Genomic DNA, 21535 nt, shown 5'->3' on the forward strand with positions numbered 1-21535 from the left:
GATAGTTTTGTCAACAACATCAACAAAAATCATACAAAGGCACTTACAGAAATATTACAGCTAAACGCTGCAACCAATCTTTGAAAATTTTATAAGAATTATGAATTTAAATTCTAGTAAATATGTTGAAGAGATTCAATTGCTCCAGGTTGATCGATACCTACCAGAAAAAGTCAGAACTTACATCGAAGAAAATTACTATGCCAAAGTTAATCAGCAAGCAGAGTTAGATTATGCTGCTAGAAATGAAGATTTTATCGCCAATCCCCTTCAGCACGTTGCACTTTATTCTGATCATGGTGTCGTTCACGTCAGAGATGTTGCTCGCAATATCTTAGTTGTGCTGGAAGCCATTCATGGAGTTCTCATTCCCCAAAGAGAGCCTCTGTGGTTTGATTTTATGAAAGGTTATGGAATCATAATTGTCTATAACCATGATATGGGAATGCTTGATTTTTCGGCATTTGGTCGGGCGATGCACCCAGAATTTGTCACCCAAGAAGTATTCAGCCCAGCTTTTGATCAGGTAATCGATACGATTTGGACTGAAAATTGTGGCAATGTGTCTTGGCGTTTAATTAATTTAGCTGATCAAGGAGCATTGACAGAAGATCCTAAACTTGTGTTACGTGAAATGGTATCAATGGGGGTTGCCCACAGTAAAAGCAAAGTTCCTATTGAGGTATTGAATAATCCGCAACAGCTCAGACAGGTAATGAGACAAATTGCTACGGTTAATTTGCATCACCTTTATCACCAACAACAAGTAACTAAAGCCGAAAATAAATTAGCTCAGGCTAAAAACTCTCTACAAGAACAGCTGAAAATCGAGAAATTAGAAATAGCTTTACTGCAAGTTAAATCGACTCAGGCAGAATTTCTCAAACAGGGAACTAGCCCCCGTAACGAACGCATCGATCAATATTACAGTGATTTTGAAAAACAGGCATTTTCCTGGCTGGTTTGCGATCATCCAGAAACACAAGCTTTAATTGTTGATGTGAGTGACACTATCCGTGCTTTGCGAGCCGCCGATGCTTTGCGACAGAGAGGTACAGTTTACAAAACATCAGGAGGTTATCAGATTTTTGTTGACCAAAATACAGCTAAGGCAATTTATGCTTTGCAAAAAGGAAGCGGGGAATTATTTTTATTAGAAGCAGCAAATCCTCTCAATGCTGGAGAAGCAAACATTGCTAGTAGTGAATTAACTGCTAACGGCGATTTAAGAATATCTTTCAATCGAGGTTCTTTTTCTAACCAAGATGCTGCACAACGGGCTGCTTACAATTTAGCTGTTGTAATTGACGACATTCAACGCGATATTATCGACACCTTTAGCCGACCAGCTAACGCCAATGATGTGATTAAGAAGAGTGAAAACATTGAAATTTTATTAGAAAATACTGACGACAACCTAGATTTTGCTGAAGCTGTGCAAACAGAATTAGGGAAAATCGCTTCAGAGATAGGATTGAAGAGCAGAGTTGTCCCCTCACTCAAAAATATTGACCCGGAGGAACGCGATCGCTATTTGATTGCTAAAGAACTAGATTGGTCGCTGGAACAGAAACAAAAAATTCTGCTGAGAGTTTCTCAATCTGGTCATAAAATCCAAAATATTGATCCGCTCAAGGCTTTTACTGATGTGTACTTATCCGTCCTTAAAGAAGGTGAAACATTAATCAAAGCGGGATCGCCTCCTGGTTTTGTTTATATTCCTATGGGTATAGGGCTAGTAAGTAACCCATTAGGTGGGTATCAACCCCAAGGTGTAAAACCTTGGATTCCATTAGGTAATATTCGCGTTATTCGGGGAGATCAGCAGGAAGCAACCATTACAGCCGAACAGCAACTTGAACTCCTGATCATTCCTAAAGAGATTTACCTCAAATATTGGCACAATACCTACAATGCCGAAGAATTTTCGCAGCAAATCTTGCGTATTTACGCCGAAGATAATTTGCAAGAGTTAGAGCAGATTTTTAATATTCTCCGCCAAGTTGCCCTAATTGACAAAACTTTGGATGATACCGAAGTTGACTTCATTCAACAACTACTGGGATCTTACCGAATTAACTACTCCACTGAAGAAGTTCGAGAAAAGTTGTTAACTGGTGAAGATAGCGACTTTGTTAGTTTACGGCAAAGCGTACTAGATTATCTCTCATTAGATCCGCCTTATTTTCAAGTAGGGAGACTACGAGATTTGTTAAATCTGTTAGTAAAAGTTGACGAGGAGATTTCAGTAGAAGAATCGCTGATTCTGTCAGAGTTAAATAATTTACTGGACAGTTATTTAGCAGATGAGACGATCCCAAAACAATACAAAGTCTTGATTATTCCTACTACTTCTGAGCAAAACCAGGGAATTAGAACACTATTTCCCACCGCCCCAAAAGTTGAAAATCCTTGGGGAAAAGCCTATCTATGCGGTTCTTTCTACTCGAAGGAATACGCCAATATGATTTTGCAAAGGTATCGCAATTTAAATTTCTACGCCATTCTGGAAGACGAGGAATATTCAGCATGACAAACTCCCAAAATCAGCCTATTCCAGTGATTATCGATACAGATGGTGGTGTTGATGATGCCTTGGCACTGATTATGGCATTGAATTCACCACAATTAGACCTGAAAGCAATTACAGTTTTAGCTGGTAATATTCATGTAGACCAAGCAGCTAATAATGTATTGCGGGTACTAAGTATTGTTGAACCCAAAACTTTACCAATTGTTGCTAAAGGTTGTGAAAAACCTCTGATTAAACCGCCCTTGAATGCTGCGGGTATTCATGGTGCAGATGGGCTGGGCGAATTAGATCAATTTAAAGCAGCAGATGGTACAGCCCGCTATCCGCAACTAAACATTGAACCATCTACAGAGAATGCGATTGATGTCATTCTCAAGGTAGCCCAAGAGTACGGCAATAGTCTGAATATTGTTGCTTTAGGCCCCCTAACAAATCTCGCAACGGCAATTCAAAAAGATGCCGCAACCATGAAACAAATAGGGCGGATTATCATCATGGGTGGGGCTATCACCGTACCTGGAAATATTACGGCCGCGGCTGAATTTAACTTTTTTGTAGATCCTCATGCTGCTCAAATCGTGATGGAGTCAGGAATTCCCTTAACATTGGTGGGTTTAGATGTGGCAATGAAAGCTCCTCTTCCCCGCCGAGTTGTGGAAGATAATTTACAGCGTCGTCCTGCAAAAGTTACCCAGTTTATAGCCGATTGTACTGGAATTTATATGGCTTTCTATCGTGATCATGAAGGCTTTCATGGTTGTTATTTACACGATCCTTTAGCAATGGCAGTTGCTATTGATCCGAGTCTAGTTACGACTGAATCATTCTATATGATGGTTGAAACTGAAGGACGATTTACCACTGGTTTGTCACTAGCAGATCGGCGCGATCGCCGAGATGATAAAACTAATCCACCTAATGTAGAAGCCTGTTTAGATGTTGATACTGAAAGGTTTTTAAAGCTGTTTGATCAACTTATCTCGCCCTGACTACTTAATGTATTTATGGCACTATTTCTCTGTGTTCTCTGCGTCTCTGTGGTATGCGCTACGCGTTAGCGGAGCTTTCGCTTTAGCGATACGTTATTCCGTAATTTGTGCGTAAGTCCTATTGACCTTACTTTGTTTTCTCATTCAACAAAGCCAATTCTACGAGTTTTTTATGAATAAACTCTCGCACTTGTTCGTCTTGGTCATGTTCTGCTCTGTCGCGTAATAGTGGTAGCGTCTGGGGATGATGAGGATAATGTTCAATAATTATTTCTAGTGCTACTTGTCGGGGGTTATGTTGAAAATTATACTCACGGCTAAAGGGATCATTAATGGCACAGTGGTAGAAAACCTCAAATATCTCAGGGTGATCTGCAAAACCTTTAGCTAATTCTTGCAATGCGACTTGACGTACATCTGCATATTTGTCTGATGTAGCGCGTTTCGTCAGGATGGAAAGGGTTTCAGGATCATTAGGGAAACCTGCGGCTAATTCTTGTAATGCAGCTTGGCGCACATCTGCATATTTCTCAGATTTAGCACATTTTTTGAGGATGGGGAGAGTGTCAGGGTGATTATGGAAACTCCTGGCTAATTCCTGGACGGCTGTCCGTCGTACAGATTCATTATCGTCGGCAATGGCGCGTTGTTTGAGGATACTCAGAGTATCGAGGTCATATTTAAAGCCTCTGGCTAATTCTTGCACGGCAGCGCGACGCACATCTGAATAAGTATCAATAACGACACGTTGTTTGAGGATAAAGAGGGTATCAGGGTCATCTTTGAACACCCTAGCGAGTTCTTGCACGGCGGCGCGGCGCACATATTTATCTTCACTAGTAGTAGCGTGGTGTTTTAGCCAGGGGAGGGTATGGGGGTCATCTTTGAACACCCTGGCTAACTCTTGCACGGCGGTTTGGCGAACATCTGAATATTTGTCTGCGATCGCACTTTGTTTCAAAATACAGAGAGTATCACGCTCATCTTTGAATACCCTGGCTAATTCTTGTACTGCGGCTTGGCGCACATATTCATTCTCGTCAGAGGTGACAGCTTGTTTGAGGATGCTTAAGGTATCAGGGTCATCTCTAAAACCCCTGGCTAATTCCTGCACGACCGCTTGGCGCACAGTCCAATCTTCATTAGTGGTGGCACATTGTTTCAACCAGGGGAGAACATTAGGGTAATCTTTGAATCCCCTAGCTAACTCTTGGATTGCTACCTGGCGCACAGTTCCATATTGATCCACATTGGCACGTTTTTTCAACCAAAATAAGGTGTTGGGATTATCTTTAAAACCTCTAGCTAATTCCTGGACTGCTACTTGTCTTACATATTCACTATTATCTGCGATCGCGCGTTTTTGGAGAATAGGGAGGGTATCAGGGTCATCTTTGAAACCCCTGACTAATTCTTGCACTGCGGCTTGTCGTACAGTCCAATCACTATCATTTGTGGCGTGTTGTTGCAGCCAAAGGAGAGTATCGGGGTCATCTTTAAACCCTCTTGCTAACTCTTGTAAGGCTGCACGGCGGACATAATCTTTATTATCATCGGTAGCTAGTTGTTTGAGCCAGAAGAGAGTATCGGGGTCATCTTTCCAAGTTGTGGCTACACACACAACTGCTTTGGTGCGAATTTCTTGAACTAGTTTCGTTTCTTCTTCGTCTAAATAAGGTTTGTAGTAATAGTTAAGATCGTATTTGGTTAAGGCTTTGATTTTCTCTAGTAATTTAGTAGATACTGACGCTACTAATAAGCGATTTCTGACTTCTGCTAGACATTTAGCTGCTAAAAATAAGTTAATAAATTTTTCTTTTTCACCATCTTGAGCTATTAAATAATCGAGGATTTCGCAAACGAATCTCGATTCAATCATGGCGATAATTAAGCGTAACACTTCATGCCAAGTTTCATCTTGCCAGTGTTTACCAAATACTTCACAATTGAGTCCTTTAATAGAGATAACTTGTATCTCTTTAAACTGCCAGACAAATTCCCAAGCGCAGAAATACTCTAAAAAAGTTCGATGCACAAAAGCATAGTAATCTGCACCTAAAAAACATAACATAAAGTTGCGAGTCCGTAGTTGGTTAATCATCACTCTGGCAACTTTTGTTGGTTGTTCAAATTCGATATTCTTGAGATAGCGAATTAAAATTTTTTCTAAATCATTGGCACTAATTAAATTGCCTACTAAACCCTTAGCACTGGTTTGCATATGATAGGCAACTTGCCGCAACATTGCTTGTTTATCTTTATAATCAATGGTTTTAGGATCTAGACGATAATCTTCTACTAAAGCACGTTCTACATCCCATTGATGTAGTAGTACCCGTGATGCTTGCTCATACAATGTTGCCCTATCTCTGGGTAATTCTTGGTTACGGTTGAGAATTGCCATCATTGTTAGCAAGAGGGGATTTCCAGCTAGTTCAGTAATAGCTTTTGATGTATCAATGGCTCTTTGTAATCGTTCTCTTTTTCGGTGTCTATCTCCCTGATCTTGAAAATTTAATTCATGCCAACGGTTGATAAAATCTTGGATTTGCTCTGGCTCTAAATCTTGAATCATGAAATGCCGAAATTCCGCATCTCTTAATCTTTGGGGTTTATAGCCAATCACGCGAGAAGTTACAATCACCCTGACATCAGGATATTGATTGGTAAAGCGATGAATATCTGTAATTACATCCTCTCGCTTGGCAATATCAAATACTTCATCTAAACCATCAAACATTACTAAAGCATTGCCAGCTTTGAGTTGTTCGTGGAGTTTATTTTGATTGAGATGATGGACTATACCACTACATTTATGAAAAAATTCTAAGAAATTATGGCATTCATGATTTTCTCGTCTGCGGATATAAGTGCGTAACTCAATTAATAATGGAATTGCTGAAGAGACGACATTATTTAGAGGTGTTTCTGCCCAGTTTAAAGCTAAAAATTGTAATAAGGTTGATTTGCCAGAGCCAGGATCGCCTAAGATAACTATATAGTTATAGTTTAGAGTATCATTGATAATATCTAAAACTGAATTTGTTGACTGTTCAAAATAAATTTTTTTGTAGTATTCTAATGCTTCTGGAGTAATTTCCTCATCTAATTGTTTACTTTCTCTTAGTCGTTTGAGGTCTTCTTTGGGGAGTTCATGCACCTGTGCTAATACTTGATGAACTTCCCGCACTTGTTGAGGGATAAACATCCGCCATAACTTTAATTCGTTGTAGGCGTAACCAGTAGTATCTAAACTATCTAGTTTTAAATTACCATATCTCTCGCGCAGTCCTTCTTGGTATTTTTTTAAGTCGAAATCTGGGGTAATACCATTAATTTCTAGCACGGTATTATTTAATGATTCTAGATGCAGAGAATCTAAAATAGGGCGTAATTCATCTGACTCACGAATAATTGCTTTAACTTTTTTCAGATAGCGTTTAGCCAATCTTTCCCAATCGAATTGCTGGGGTAGATTGGGTAATTTCATTTCATGCCAGGTATTGGTTAAAACTTTGGCATTTATAAGTTGGCAATTTGGTTGAAAAGGTTCACCGAGAATTAGCTTAATTGATTTATGATTAATGAATTTTTTTAAAGCATAATTATATTGTTGCAGTTCCGTTTCTTCTAAGTCTGCATCTTCTAATTCTTGCTGCATTAATTGCAAGAATTCTTTCAAAGCTTTGCCCGCAGCAATGTCAATATCTTCTGGCTTGAGTTGCTGTAAAATGTTACCAGGAATACCTTTTAATAAGTCTTTCGCCCAGTCTTTAGCAGCATCTTTCGCTAAATCTTCAAAAATTGACTTAAAAGCAAACCCGACAGCTTGAGTTATGCCCCAAACAGCTAACCAATCTAATATCATACTCGCGTCTGCTGAAGTGGTGATTTTGAGTATATCTAAGAGTTGAGAAAATCGCTCTAGATTTCAACATAATTGCAGAAATTGGGTTCTACTGGGTAAGTAAGTCTTATCGGGATTTATGCCCAGCGATCGCAATTTCTCTGCTAGTTTTTGGGAGCGTTGTTCTGCTTGTTGAATACGTTTGACTACTGTACTTGATATTCTTTTGACTCGACTAACTCATAGGTATTACCTACCGCTTGGGCAAATTTTTGCTCGATCGCCTGTAAATCTTCTAGGGGTATGGCTTGCCATTGTTCTTTCGTTGCCCAACGAATAATAAATATAATTTCTGTGGAGTCTTGCGGATTAATCCAGACTTCTTTACCCAAAAACCCCGGATACTTAGCCAAAACAGTTGTCCAAATGGCTGCATCCTTTTGCAGATAATCTTCTCGTGTACCAGGGGTAACTTTAAACTTAAGAAATTCTATAACCACACCCTTTCATCCTATGTGTTTGCCAATTTGCCAAAATAGAGTTGTAGGCTAGAATAACGACGCTTCCAGCATAGCTTGATTGCACACACTTAAAAGCAAGGGTCGGCTGGTTTGAAATAAATAACAGGAAGGATATATGGACAGCAACAACTGGTTGCAACAACTAATGATGCTTGGTATTGGGACAACTTCTCTCGTAGCGGAAAAACTGAAGGAAGTGAGCGATGAATTGGTAAAGGACGGCAAACTCAATCCTGAGCAAGCAAAGGCGGTGATGGATGATATTGTACAGCAGTTAAAGTCAGAGCAGGGAACGTGGGAAACGCAAATGCAACGGCAAATGCGAAATATGATGCAGGATTTGGGGGTAGCGCGTCAGTCTGAGGTGGATGAATTGCGGGGTAGAATTGACCGATTGGAACGGCAAGTCCGAGATTTAGAAAATAAGCTTTGGCGTTAGTATCTGCTTGTGATTTAAACTAATTTTGTTCTGTTGGTAATTTTCATCGCCAAACTACCCCTGTAGGGAGGACTAATTTTGAAAGCAATTTTACTTAGCGTGGGTATCATGCTGGCCTGTGTTGCGGTTTTAGTATTGTCACAAATCGGCGGTAAGCAGGAATCTGCCTTCGCTGCGACTGTGACTCCAACCCCACCAGCAACCACCATCGTTACAGAAAACAATACCTTAATAGCGAACAATCATATGTCTGATGCCTCCAAAGTCGTTACTACCCCTTCTGGTTTGAAGTATGAGGAAATAGAAGAGGGAACTGGTGCAACACCTGTCAAGGGACAAACCGTGACAGTGCATTACACCGGTACTTTAGAAAATGGGACTAAATTTGATAGTTCCCGCGATCGCAATCGTCCTTTTAGCTTTACCATCGGTGTCGGTCAGGTAATTCAAGGTTGGGATGAAGGACTTAGCACTATGAAAGTAGGTGGTCGTCGTCAGCTAATTATCCCCGCAGAATTAGGTTATGGTTCTCGCGGTGCTGGTGGCGTGATTCCTCCCAACGCTACCTTATTGTTTGATGTGGAATTATTAGAGGTTAAGTAGAGGTTAGGGGTGTAGGGGCAAACAAATTTCAAAATTTAAAATTATACTCCTGCGGAGAAGCAAGCTACGCGTTAGCGTCACGCAGTGAAGAATTTTTGACTTTTGAGTTTTTCATGCCCTATGCCCTATGCCCAATTCCCTATGTCCAACGCCCAATACCCAAAATGTCTAAAAATTCTTCCTACAATCCTCTATTTTCCCTCAACACTCAACAAGAAAAATGGCAGCAGAGGGTAGCGCAGGTAGCATATCGCTTCAATAAACAGTATCAAAATGAACCATTTGAACTACCTGAAGAAGTACAGTCGATGCCGATATTTCAAGAATGGAAATCGGGACTGTTGACAGGGAGAATTGTTTCGCCTTTCTGGGAAATTGCTAAACCCCAAAAAAATCAGCACTGTTTGGATATTGGTTGCGGTGTCAGCTTTTTGATTTATCCTTGGCGAGATTGGCAAGCCTTATTTTACGGGCAAGAAATTAGTAATGTGGCGCGAGATACTTTAAATTCTCGTGGTTCGCAGTTGAATTCTAAATTATTTAAAGGGGTAGAATTAGGGGCAGCACATCAATTAAATTATGCCCCAGAGCAATTTGATTTAGCGATCGCTACAGGATTTAGCTGCTATTTTCCCCTGGAATATTGGAGTGCTGTGTTAACAGAGGTCAAACGTGTATTGAAACCCGGTGGACTATTTGTATTTGATATCCTCAACCCTGAACACTCTTTAGCAGAAGATTGGGCTGTGCTAGAAACCTATTTAGAGGCGGAAGTATTTCTAGAACCTGTAACTGAGTGGGAGAAAACCATCAAAGCTTCTGGAGCGAAAATTATGACACGCCAACCAGGAGAATTATTTGATTTATACAAGATACGTTTTCAAGCCTAGTGGAGATGTGATAATTCGCTTCTGCAACCAAGGATATATTACTCCGTGTGCAACTTTCTCTCAAACCTAACCCCCAACCCCTTCCCTACATTCGCGCAGCGTGTCGTTCGCGTTAGCGTTGCGTAGCAAAGACAGGGAAGGGGAGCAAGATTTAAAGCCTCTCTCCTTGCACGGGAGAGGTTTGGAGAGGGGTTTCAAAAATAAGTTGCACATCGCGTTATATTTTAAATTAAATTGTGGAAATGAATGTAGAGAGGTATCATTGCTACCTCTCTACAGGCGTTATTATTTCGGCAAATTATCTGATCCGAAGCATATTGCGTGCCGACTCGCTCTGATTACCGTGGTGCTAAGTTGCAGGCTTTTCATACAAGCGCAGTAGACTACTATTCACCATAGATGCTTCTGACGAAGCCAGCCAAGCTGTAAATTCGCCAATGTCATCGGCACTTATCCAGGTTGGTTGACTGCGCTCTTGACTGCTGCGAGTTGCCACCCAGCTATGAACAATGACTTCATTAATTCGGACAGAACTACCCTTGTTTTCCTGCATCAAAACCTGAGCCAGCATCAGCTGTCCAGCAGCAGTAATGCTGACAGGGCTGACATTGGGAATCGGTACTTCAGCTGCTGCGCCACCAATCAAAGTGTAGCTAGCACCCTGATTTTCTTGCAGAACAGGTAGGAAGGTGCGGGCTGCGATGAAGTGACTGGTTAAATTACTATCTAGATATTGTTGCCATTCGGCGATTGAGACTTCGGTTACAGGTTTGTTACCAAACCACCAACCACCAAGGGAAGCAACCACAGCATCAAGTTTGCCAAATTGTTTCAGCAGTTGATCGCGAATAATCTCGGCACTCTCAACTTGACTAATTTCTCCCACAATCGGCATAAAGCGATCGCCATGAGCAAGTTCACCTAAATAAGTGCGTAGTTCTTCGAGTTTTTCGGCTTGGCGCGACGGTACAACAACGATCGCCCCTGCTTTGAGAAATGCTCTGACAATACCTTCTCCCACATTGCCTGCACCACCAAGAATTAATGTAACTTTGTTCTCTAGTTTGCTCATGATTGCTCCCGCATTAATTTTTTTTTCGCGAACATCCACATAAAGTAGTAATCACGCTGCCAATACCCCGCCATCGACAGCAAGGGTATGACCGTTCACAAAATCAGTAGCATCAGAACACAACCAGATCACAGCATTAGCAATGTCATCGGGTTTACCTAAACGTCCGGCGGGAACAGAACTCTCAAAAGCTTTGGGATTACCACCACTTGCTAGACTAAGCATTTCCGTTTCAATCGGCCCTGGTGCGATCGCGTTTATGCGGATTTTTCGGGACGCATATTCTAGTGCTGCGGCTTTTGTCAGCATCACCACGGCAGTTTTAGAGGCATCGTAAAGCGATAAGCCAGGGGCTAAGGGACGAAAACCATTGATGGAAGAGGTATTGATAATTGCTCCACCATCCCCTTGAGCCAACATCTGGGCAATTTCGTGCTTCATACACAGAAAAACCCCCTTAACATTGACTCCAAAAACCCGGTCATAACTTTGCTCTGTCTGCTCTGCCAGCAAGGCATTTTGACCCAGCAACCCCGCGTTATTAAATGCGATATCAAGCCTACCAAACTTATTAACAACGGCAGCAATGGTTGCTTCTACATCAGTTTCTTGAGATACATCGGCTTTCACAAACAAACCGTCACTTCCTACCTCATGAATCAATCTGACAGTTTCATTCCCTTCTTCTTCGCGCCGTCCGACTACAACAACTTTAGCACCAGCATCAGCAAAGGCGATCGCTGTAGTACGTCCAATTCCAGAAGTACCACCAGTAACGAGGGCAACTTTGTTTTCTAACGGTTTCATCCAAATCTCTCCATTTTCACCGACTAGAGCAGTGTGCCTGATTTGGATTCTTCTTTACAAGAAGGAACTTCCAGGTGATATAGTTACCTCATGGTTCCCAAAAATGACCGAATAGTCCTCAGTGCCGACTGTCCTATACGGCAGATGCTCGATTTGGTAGGAGATAAATGGACACCGCCAATACTGTATCTCCTATATTCTGGTACTAAGCGATATACTGATTTTCAACGTCAAATTCCCAAAATCTCCAAAAAAATGCTGACACAAACCCTAAGACGGTTGGAGTCAGCTGGTGTTGTTAACCGAACTGTATATCCCATTGTGCCGCCCAAGGTGGAATATAACCTTACTCCCTTTGGTGAAAAACTGATTGAACCGATTGCAGGTTTGGCAGAGTGGGCTTGGCAACACCAAGAAGAATTAAAGCTAGTTTACGAACGTCAAAAGATGTCCTTGAGCAGCCAGAAATTAGAAGTTTGAAGCTTTTCAAAATGAATTCAGGAGCGATGAGGATTTACTTCCTCATCTGGGCGTTGGATGGCTGGGGGATAATCAACATATTCACCTGCTCTAATTGTTTCTGCGTTGGTTAAATCTTCAGGTAGGAGTTCTTCCGGCTCTACCGATTTATCGGCAGCTTCACTTAGCACCCCTTCAGCATTGACGTTGGGTTTATCAGAACTTCCTTTATGACTTGCACGACCACCAGGCATAAATATTTCCTTTTGTTTTAGTTATTAAACATTCCCAATTTAAGCTGTTGATTTTGATAGAAACACTATCAAAAGTCTTAAAATGAAAATTTGGTAATCAAGTCGTAAGTAATAAATTTGAATATTGACAGAAGAATATTCAATTGAGTTTAATCTCTATAAAAAATACACCAATTGTCAGAGGTAAAAACTATCTCTCATATTTTAATTTATGTAAATAGTTAACTTATGCAATTGAGAGGTAATGATGACTGAAAAGCAAGACAAGCTGATTAATTTATCAGTTCATGAATCTTCAGACCCCAATGTGATTAGCTCTAGTCATCATGAAGATATCTCTGGAGATAATAAAAAATCCGATAACTCTCTCCCTGATGAAAAAAATCGTGATATTTCCACTTCCGAATCAGTTGATAATATGGGTGAGCCGAATATTGTGAACAAGCAAATTACAATTGCCAACTTAAGTGCTGGATAATGCCATGAAGATATTATTGGGGATTGGCGATAGAAAACCCCCGACGTGTAGAACTAATATTAGCTAGATCGACTTGAAAACTAACTTTATCTCGCCTTTCCCCGCTTCTTGCTTCTAAAGTCCAGCTACCAGGACGCAAATACCAAAACATAGAATTAACTTGGCTATCTAGCTTTTCTCCATTCAGCCACCACTCCACGGATGTAGATGTATTTCCTGCTAGTTTGAATTCTAATTTTTGCTGTCCCTCTGTACCGGGATATACCAAAAATAAATCACCATTGTGGGGAGAGACAATCCTTAAATTATTAGTAATTAAACTTGACGATGGCTGTTTTGCCAGCCATTCGTCATACTCTGGCGGTAAATTAAAATCTTGCTGATTCTCATAGGCAATTTTATCTTCTGGATAGAAATATTCCTGCACCACAGAGTTACATTCTGGTGTTGGTTTTAACCCAGAAATTGCACATATAGGTAGTTTAATTAACCCACCTGGAGAGGAAAAAGCTGCCGGTTCTTGGTGTTCATGCAGGTGTAGCATGATGCGATTCCATAAAGGTGCTGCACCCATGACTCCCGACACTTGGCGCATCGGTTCGCCGTTGAAATTTCCTACCCAAGTCGCCACGGTGTAGTTGTTAGTAAAGCCAACCGTCCAAGTATCGCGGAAATTTGAGGAAGTACCAGTCTTGACAGCTGCGGGGAAAGGCAAGTTTAATACTGAGTCTACACCAAAAGCTGTAGCACGGGCATGGTTATCACTCAGCATATCGGTGATGAGTTGCCATGTAGTGGGGACTGGGGAATTGGGTATTGGGAATTGGGTATTGGGAATGGTAGTAACTAAGGGTGTAGTTTTTCCTTGTTGGGCGATGGTGAGGTAACCTTGGGCTAGTTCCCAGAGAGAGACTTCGCCGCTACCGAGAGTTAAACCTAAACCATAATATTCTGGGGTTTGCTTGAGGTGGTTAAACCCTAGTTGATGCAGACGTACTAAGAAAGATGGTACGCCGACTTTTTCTAAGACGCGCACGGCTGGTATGTTGAGGGAATTCGCTAAAGCTAGGCGTACTCTAACAGGGCCGAGGAAGTTTTGGGTGTAATCTGTGGGACTATACAGCTTGGCACCGGGAATAGCGTAGTGGGTGGGGACATCTGCCAAAATGGTGTTTGGGCGAATAGCACCTTTTTCTAAAGCCAACTGATACACAAATGGCTTAAGGGTAGAACCCGGTTGACGTAAAGCTTGTACGCCATCGTTGCGTCCTAATTTGGCTTCGTTAAAGTAATCAGGTGAACCGACATAAGCTAAAACTTCCCCAGTATGGTTGTCAATCACTAAAGCGGCCGCATCGTGGACGTTGTTGGCGGCGAGGGTAGAAATTACTTGCTGTACTTGCGCTTCTACAAATCGCTGTAAAGGGCGATTGATGGTGGTGTGGAGAGGGGAAATTATTTCTGTTTCAGATGACTGACTAGCTAACCAAAATAAAAAATGAGGTGCGGCGATAATTCCTCTTTTACGCGACTGGAAAACTACTTTCTCGGTGAGTGTTTTCTCAGCTATTTGGTTAGTAATATACCCATCCTGCACCATGCGGTTAAGGACGTATTTTTGTCGCTGCTGGAGTCTATTCCAATGCTGCAACGGATCAAAGTAAGTGGGATTATTAGGGATAGCAGCGAGGAGACTAGCTTGGGCGATATTTAAGTCACTGGCGGGTATGGAAAAATAAGTTCTAGCGGCGGCTTCTACACCATATATATTCCCTCCCATTGGTAGACGATTAACATATGCAGACAGGATTTCGTCTTTGTTCATCCCTGCTGCTAACCGCCAAGCCAACCAAATCTCATTAATTTTCCCAGAGAAGTTGCGGGGGGATGGTGCTAACATCCGCGCCAATTGCATGGTAATTGTGGAAGCACCGGAAACAATTTTTTTGGTATGAATGGCTTGTTGCATGGCGCGGATAATAGCCTGCATATCCAATGCGCCATGCTGATAGAAACTGCCATCCTCCGCCGCTACAATTGCCTGAATAAATTGGGGTGAAACCTGCTTGAGTGGTACAACTGCGGTATGTTCTTGGTCACGAGTGAGGATTGTTCCTAATGGTAGCCCATTGCGATCGCTAAATTCCAACGCCAGTTGATTCTGTGCAATATCTCCAGCACGAATCGGTGCAAAATAAGGCAATAATCGCACACATAGGCACATCAACACCACAGCCAAAATAATTTGAATACTTCTGCTATATCTAAGTTTATGCTTAATTTTCCATCGCCAACTCTTTACCCTTTTCATCACTCAATTAGCTTCAATTTCATCTCAACTAATAAATACACATCACAATTTTCAGGTTAACGTTTTTCACTAAATTAATTTACAAAAATTCATTAAAATCAAATAGTTAAAAATTGTAATGATTTCCAGGAACAGTCAGACAAAATTGGTTATCCATGTAATGTGACATTAGTCTCAACTCTCAACCTCTCCCTCTCTGCGCCTCCGCGTGAGGTAATTCCTATTTTAAATCACATATAAACCAGCATGATTATTAAAACTTTTATGCGCTTCCTAGTAACCTTTACACTCATATTAGGAATTGCAGGGTGCAACTTTATCGGCATATCATCAAAACCACAACTCCCAACCGTTACAGCACTCACCCCACCCAACTTACCAGATTGGATTGAACAAATTAGCCCCATCGGTAATGCCAAACCCCTCAACCAAATTCGCATCCGCTTTAAAGAACCATTAATCCCCGTCGAAAAACTAGACAGTCCCGAACAACAAAACCTATTACAAAAATTTGCCCTTTGGCCACCCTTACCTGGACAATTTCGCTTTTTAACACCGCGCATGGTAGGCTTTCAACCAGAACAAGCCTTACCCCAAGCCACAAGATTACAAGTTACCCTCAAAGCAGGTTTAGCAGACTTAAAAAATCATCGTCTAGAAAAAGATTTAGCTTGGACTTTTAATACCAACCCCATTGAATTAACTAACTTACCCGGTGTAAATCCTGTAGAACAAGCAGAAATTCAGCCAGTTGACTTACAGCCAAAACTGCAATTTACCTCTAATACAGAACTTAACTTAGCTTCTGTGCAAGAACATCTCCAGTTAATTTCCGGAGGTAAAAGTAAAGGTGTTAATTTTAAAGTAGCTTTAGCTAAAGCCGAACAGCCAACAGCAAGTGAAGAACCTTTAGAAAAGTTCGACCCTTCAGCACGTAATTGGGTTTATGATTTATTTCCCCAACAAAATTTAGAAAAAGCTACGAGTTATCGTCTAGTATTTTCTCCTGGTATATTACCTGCGGATGGTAACTTACCTACAGATAAAGAAGTTATCAGTAAATTAGCAACTTATTCACCTTTAGCATTTAAACAAATTAACTTTTATGGACAACCAGATGCAGGCGGAACTTATGGGAGATTTGTAAAAGGCAGTCCCCAGCTAGAGTTTAATAATATATTAGTTGCAGATACTGTTAGAGAACATATTAAAATTGACCCTACACCAAAAGATATTTCTAGACTGCTACAAATAGGTGATGAAGATAGATTTGTAACCATAAATCCCTATGCTTTAGCACCAGCTACTAACTATCAAATCACTATTGATAAAAACCTCAAAGATAAGTTTGGACAAACCTTAAATAAACCTGTAACACTTAACTATAATACTGGAGATTTAGCAGGAGATATCTGGACTCCCTCAGATTTGCATATTTTTCCATCCGGGCAAAATTTGCAACTTAATATTAATACGGTTAACCTACCAGAGTCACAATATAAAGCCGCTTATCGGGTAGTACAACCTACAGATTTAGTTTACGCTAGGGGGGCTTATCCCCAAGGTAATGATAATGATTTATTACCAAAGCCCAGTGAGTGGCAAAATTTTAAAGTTTCAGCTAAAAACAATCAGCAAACTAATGTCAACGTAGCACTCCGAGAAAAACTTGGTGCTGCTACAGGAATGTTAGCTTATGGGGTGCAGGCACGCACAAATAAATATCAAGACAACGGTAAAGAATTGTGGCGAGAACCTACGACTTATGGCTTAGTACAGTTAACAAATTTGGGTGTATTTAGTCAATGGTTTCCTGATTCTGCTTTCATTCGCGTTAATCATCTCAGTGATGGTTTACCTGTGAAAGCTGCACCTATCGAAATTTATCAATTAAGATTAGATGCTAAATATCGTGATCCAGTTCAACCTTGTGTCACAGGTAAAACAGATAATGATGGTAATTTAAGACTTCAGCGTCAAGATTTGCAGCAATGTTATATCACCAATAAAGAGTTCGTCAAATCACCAGAATTATTAGTAATTGCCCGTGAAAATCAAGATTGGGCATTTACAAAAACTGAAGAATATAGCGGTGTTTATGGTTATGGTATTGATGGAGGTTGGGCAGATAATAAACCAGTTTCACGCGGCGTAATATTCTCAGATAGGCAGTTATATCAACCAGGAGAAAAAGCTGCTTTTACTGGTTTTGCTGATTATTTAGAAAATGGTATTATTCAGCAAGATAAAAATGCAGTGTACCAAGTAAGTTTGCTAAATCCTGATGGACAAAAGACAGACTTAGGTAATAAAACCACAAACGAATTTGGGACATTTTCTCTAGAATTACCAATCAATAATAATCAAAAATTAGGGTACTATACAATCCAAGCTAAGGGTAAAGACAACAGAGAAATTTCTGGTGAGTTTCGGGTAGCTGAATTTAAACCGCCGAATTTTAAAGTCGAACTCGATGTAGATAAAGAATTTGCCTTGGTTGGGGATAAGGTGGAGACGAACGCAGCGAGTAATTATTTATTTGGTGCGCCAGTCGAGGGAGGAGAAGCCAAATATTTTGTGACTCGTCGCCAGGAAAATTTTATCCCTAAAAATTGGGAAGAATTTAGTTTTGGTAGACAATGGTTTTGGCCGGAAGAAATTCCTGCTGTTACTAGTGATGTGTTACAAACTAACGCCAAATTAAATGCAAATGGTAAAACCAGTCAAACAGTAACGGTGGCAAAAGATTTACCCTATCCCATGACTTACCGTGTGGATGTACAAGTTGCAGATGTTTCTAATTTATCTGTGGCTAGTTCCAAATCCTTTACAGCTTTACCAAGTAATCGTTTGATTGGTTTAAAAAGTAATTTTATCGCCAATGCTGATAAACCTTTCCCTGTAGAAGTGATTGTGACTGAACCTACAGGAAAACTCATGACTAATCAACGAGTCAGGGTAGAATTACAACAGATGAAATATAGTAGTGTGACGCAATTAGTAGAAGGTAGTCGCACAGCAAAAAATCAAGTTGAATATAAGACGGTAGCACACGCAGAAATTACATCGGCGGAAAGTCCCCAAATTGTAAATTTCACACCATCCGCATCAGGTTCATATCGCATTCGAGCTAATTTTAGCAATGCTAAAGAAGAATTAACAGCCACAGATAGCCAAATTTGGGTGACAGGAAATAATCCAGTTTATTGGGGTTCAGAAGAACAGAACCGCTTAGAAGTTAAACTGGATAAAAAAGAATATAAACCGGGTGAAATTGCTACCGCTTTAATTCAATCTCCCTACCCAGATGCAGAGTTATATTTCGCCGTTATTAAAGATAAACCCCTGTATCAACAGCTAACTAAAACCAAGGGAGGCGCACCACAAATCCAATTTCAAGTCACGTCGGAAATGTTACCCAATGCAGCAGTAGAAGCTGTGTTAGTCAGACAAGGTACGCCTCTAAATCAAGTAGAAGCAGGAAGTTTAGATAAGTTAGTTAAAATTGGGTTTACGCCTTTTAAAGTGAACTTGCAAGATAAATATTTAAAAGTGCAAGTTACACCATTGCAAGCGTCATTAGCACCAGGTGCAGAGGAAACCTTACAACTGGAACTCAAAGATAACCAAAATCAACCCACCCAAGGACAATTAACCGTTATGGTGGTAAATGAAGCGGTGTTACAACTGTCTGGTTATCGTCCGCCAAATTTGGTAGATACAGTTTACGCAGAACAGCCAATATCTACGCGCTTCAGTGATAATCGTCCTGATGTGGTGATACAACCCCAAGATGTAGCGAAACCTAAAGGTTGGGGTTATGGTGGCGGGTTTTCAGCCAATGCAGCTAATACCCGTGTCCGCACAGATTTTCAAGCTTTAGCTTATTACAATGGTTCTATCCTCACCGATGCTGATGGTAAAGCGCAGATATCCTTGAAATTACCAGATGACTTAACTACATGGCGGGTGATGGTTGTCGCTACTGATGGAAATCTCCGCTTTGGTAATGGGGACGCGACGTTTATCACCACCAAACCACTACTCACTAATGCCATCTTGCCACAGTTTGCCCGTCCAGGCGATCGCATCTTAGCCGATTTATCTGTCACCAATAACACGGGAACTTCAGGAAACTTAACAATAAACGGTGAACTCAACGGTACAGTCAAGTTTGCTGAAAAGAACCCCAGCACTACTAATTTACAAACCAAAACGCAATCAACAACTCAAGCTTATCGCTTTCCAATGGTGGCTGAGAATGTCGGCGTGGCGCAAGTCCGCTTTACCACCCAGCTAAATAATACCGCCGCCGATGCCTTTGCTGTGCCTTTAGAGGTCAAGCCATTGGAGGTGACAGAACAAGTTGTAGAAACCGGCGTGACTGACAAGCAAGTTAAAATTCCTCTCAATGTTGATAAAAATGTCTTCCCCAATGCTGGCGGTTTAGATATTCAACTAGCGAGTACCTTAATCCCAGAAATCAAAGCACCAGCGAAACAAGTATTAGCAGATAATGATTTACCCTTCGCTGAACCTGCGGCGAGTCAGTTAATTATTGCGACTAATCTACAAACTTTGACGCAAAAATATAATCAAACCTTTGCAGAATTTAATCCTCAACAACAGGCGAATCAAGCCATTACCCAATTACAAAAATTGCAAATCGCCGATGGTGGTTTTGCAGCCTTCCCAGGACAAGAAAAATCTGACCCTTGGATTTCTGCTTACACTGCTGAAGCTTTAAGTCAAGCCAAGTTAGCCTTCCCCAATGCGGTAGATGCTGCAACATTATCTCGCTTAAAAAATTATTTGCAGAAAGTCTTGGCGAACCCTGGAAGATATGACTTTTGCAAACAGAAATTATGTAGAAATCAACTACAACTTAATGCTTTAATTGGATTAGCAGAACTGGGAGATAAACGCAATAGTTTCTTAGGGGATATTTATCAACAACGTAATAATTTTGATATCGTTACCCAAATCAAACTAGCAAGGTATTTATCTCAATTCCCAGAATGGCAAGATGAATCACAACAAATGTTGAACCAGTTACAAGAAAATATCTACGAAACTGGACTTACAGCCGTGATTAGCTTACCCAATAGTTGGGGATGGATGAGTTCAAATACCACAGCACAAGCACAGGCTTTAAGATTATTTATCGCCAAACAAAGTAAGCCGGAAGTCATCGATAAATTATTCCAAAGTCTGTTAGCACAACGCAGAAATGGTACATGGCAAACAGATTATAATAATGCTCAAGCTTTAACAGCATTAGTAGAATATAGCCAACTCCAATCAACTCCTCCCAACTTTTTAGCCACAGTACAATTAGCAGGAAAAAAACTCGGAGAAAATCGCTTTAATGGTTATCAAAATCCTAGTTTACAATTAAATGTAGCAATGGATAAATTACCTCGTGGTCGTCATGATTTGAACTTGCAAAAATCTGGTACTGGTAAGTTACATTATTTAGTAGCTTACAATTACCGCTTGCAAGGAAACCAACCGGGGAGATTTAACGGTTTACGAGTTACAAAAGCCATTAGCAAAGTTGGAGAAACTAAGCCTCTGCAAAAAACAGGGATTTATGCTTTTGATAAACCATTAAATGTAGAAAGTGGACAAGTGTTTGATATTGGTTTAGAAATTATTGCTGACCATCCTGTGGATCATATAGTAATTAAAGACCCATTACCAGCAGGATTAGAAGCCGTAGACCAGAGTTTTCAAACTGCAACAGCCGCATTACAAGCACAGGCCGATAGTTGGCAACTTGGCTATAAGAATATCTACCGCGATCGCATTATCGCCTATGCTGACCACCTCGAACCAGGAGTTTATAGCCTCCACTACTTAGTCCGTTCTGTAACTCCCGGTACATTCCTCTGGCCTGGCGCGGAAGTGCATTTGCAGTATATACCAGAAGAGTTTGGACGTTCCGCCAGTTCTACGCTACAAATTCAATAGACCTGTTGTACCAATATTTAATATCATGTCTGGTTGAATACTTTTCATATCTTAAGTAATTTATCGGACGTGATATAATCTTCCCTTAAATTGGCAATTGCCTCACTCGAAAATCGCGATCACTCACAGAAATAATCACCCCTGTGGCTAAATCCGACCCAAATCGGTTTAATACTTCTGCCAAACATTCATTGATGATTTCGTAACTTTCATTCCCCAATCTAAACAAAATTACACTGGGTAATTTAGCTCTACTTACTGCTAATAAATAACCAAAATCCAAATCTACTGTTAACAAAATGCGCTCCAATACTTCTCGGTTAAGAACAAAAGCAAGGTAAAGTGATAATTGTTCACTT

Annotated in this window: 15 protein-coding genes; 8 read left to right on the forward strand and 7 right to left on the reverse strand. The window is 40.7% G+C overall.

From position 1 onward, the window contains the following. The first annotated feature begins 100 nt into the window (after positions 1 to 100). Together ACM0OR_RS18325 and ACM0OR_RS18330 are read left to right on the forward strand one after the other, a co-directional pair. Positions 101 to 2533, forward strand: a complete 2433-nt coding sequence (locus ACM0OR_RS18325) for a hypothetical protein (RefSeq protein WP_414577858.1) — start codon at positions 101 to 103, stop codon at positions 2531 to 2533. Then, entirely contained in the window at positions 2530 to 3522 is a 993-nt protein-coding gene (locus ACM0OR_RS18330; protein ID WP_414577859.1) for a nucleoside hydrolase, read from the forward strand. Before ACM0OR_RS18325 ends, ACM0OR_RS18330 begins: the two co-directional genes overlap by 4 nt. Positions 3523 to 3649: 127 nt before the next feature. Here ACM0OR_RS18330 and ACM0OR_RS18335 read toward each other — a convergent pair whose 3' ends face one another. Next, entirely contained in the window at positions 3650 to 7390 is a 3741-nt protein-coding gene (locus ACM0OR_RS18335) for a HEAT repeat domain-containing protein (RefSeq protein ID WP_414577861.1), read from the reverse strand. A gap of 185 nt (positions 7391 to 7575) precedes the next feature. Continuing rightward, complete coding sequence (locus ACM0OR_RS18340; protein WP_414577862.1) at positions 7576 to 7869, reverse strand: TIGR03792 family protein; 294 nt, start codon at positions 7867 to 7869, stop codon at positions 7576 to 7578. A 136-nt stretch (positions 7870 to 8005) separates the two neighbouring features. Between ACM0OR_RS18340 and ACM0OR_RS18345 the strand changes: the two genes are divergently transcribed. The 3 genes from ACM0OR_RS18345 (at position 8006) to ACM0OR_RS18355 (ending at position 9822) form a co-directional block, all read left to right on the forward strand. Then, the gene (locus ACM0OR_RS18345) at positions 8006 to 8329 is read left to right on the forward strand and encodes a phasin family protein (RefSeq protein WP_190707293.1); all 324 of its coding nucleotides are present in this window, start codon (positions 8006 to 8008) and stop codon (positions 8327 to 8329) included. A 78-nt stretch (positions 8330 to 8407) separates the two neighbouring features. Then, entirely contained in the window at positions 8408 to 8932 is a 525-nt protein-coding gene (locus ACM0OR_RS18350) for an FKBP-type peptidyl-prolyl cis-trans isomerase (protein ID WP_414577864.1), read from the forward strand. 164 nt (positions 8933 to 9096) lie between these two features. Continuing rightward, complete coding sequence (locus ACM0OR_RS18355) at positions 9097 to 9822, forward strand: class I SAM-dependent methyltransferase (protein WP_414577876.1); 726 nt, start codon at positions 9097 to 9099, stop codon at positions 9820 to 9822. Positions 9823 to 10171: 349 nt separating this feature from the next. Here the strand turns inward: ACM0OR_RS18355 and ACM0OR_RS18360 are convergent, their stop codons facing one another. Both ACM0OR_RS18360 and ACM0OR_RS18365 read right to left on the reverse strand, forming a co-directional pair. Continuing rightward, positions 10172 to 10894: an SDR family oxidoreductase gene (locus ACM0OR_RS18360; RefSeq protein ID WP_323265775.1), complete on the reverse strand. Its 723-nt coding sequence runs from the start codon at positions 10892 to 10894 to the stop codon at positions 10172 to 10174. A 51-nt stretch (positions 10895 to 10945) separates the two neighbouring features. Beyond that, positions 10946 to 11701, reverse strand: coding sequence for a glucose 1-dehydrogenase (locus ACM0OR_RS18365; protein ID WP_414577866.1), 756 nt, complete (start codon positions 11699 to 11701; stop codon positions 10946 to 10948). Positions 11702 to 11791: 90 nt separating this feature from the next. Between ACM0OR_RS18365 and ACM0OR_RS18370 the strand changes: the two genes are divergently transcribed. Then, positions 11792 to 12181 carry a winged helix-turn-helix transcriptional regulator gene (locus ACM0OR_RS18370; RefSeq protein ID WP_414577868.1) on the forward strand — a complete coding sequence of 130 codons (390 nt, stop codon included), beginning with the start codon at positions 11792 to 11794 and terminating at the stop codon, positions 12179 to 12181. 17 nt (positions 12182 to 12198) lie between these two features. Here ACM0OR_RS18370 and ACM0OR_RS18375 read toward each other — a convergent pair whose 3' ends face one another. Beyond that, positions 12199 to 12414, reverse strand: coding sequence for a hypothetical protein (locus ACM0OR_RS18375; protein ID WP_323265772.1), 216 nt, complete (start codon positions 12412 to 12414; stop codon positions 12199 to 12201). 244 nt (positions 12415 to 12658) lie between these two features. Between ACM0OR_RS18375 and ACM0OR_RS18380 the strand changes: the two genes are divergently transcribed. Beyond that, positions 12659 to 12892 carry a hypothetical protein gene (locus ACM0OR_RS18380; protein ID WP_323265771.1) on the forward strand — a complete coding sequence of 78 codons (234 nt, stop codon included), beginning with the start codon at positions 12659 to 12661 and terminating at the stop codon, positions 12890 to 12892. Between the two features lie 13 nt (positions 12893 to 12905). Here the strand turns inward: ACM0OR_RS18380 and pbpC are convergent, their stop codons facing one another. Continuing rightward, positions 12906 to 15203, reverse strand: a complete 2298-nt coding sequence (pbpC, locus tag ACM0OR_RS18385) for a penicillin-binding protein 1C (RefSeq protein WP_414577870.1) — start codon at positions 15201 to 15203, stop codon at positions 12906 to 12908. Between the two features lie 246 nt (positions 15204 to 15449). Here pbpC and ACM0OR_RS18390 point away from each other — a divergent pair, with 246 nt between their 5' ends. Then, a complete protein-coding gene (locus ACM0OR_RS18390; RefSeq protein ID WP_414577871.1) occupies positions 15450 to 21176 on the forward strand; it encodes an alpha-2-macroglobulin family protein in 5727 nt (1908 codons plus the stop codon). 85 nt (positions 21177 to 21261) lie between these two features. Here the strand turns inward: ACM0OR_RS18390 and ACM0OR_RS18395 are convergent. After that, a partial coding sequence (locus ACM0OR_RS18395; RefSeq protein ID WP_414577873.1) for a DUF5615 family PIN-like protein occupies positions 21262 to 21535 on the reverse strand: 274 nt, incomplete at its 5' end.

It is taken from the genome of Anabaena sp. CCY 9402-a (assembly GCF_963920945.1).
Lineage (GTDB): Bacteria > Cyanobacteriota > Cyanobacteriia > Cyanobacteriales > Nostocaceae > Trichormus > Trichormus minutissimus.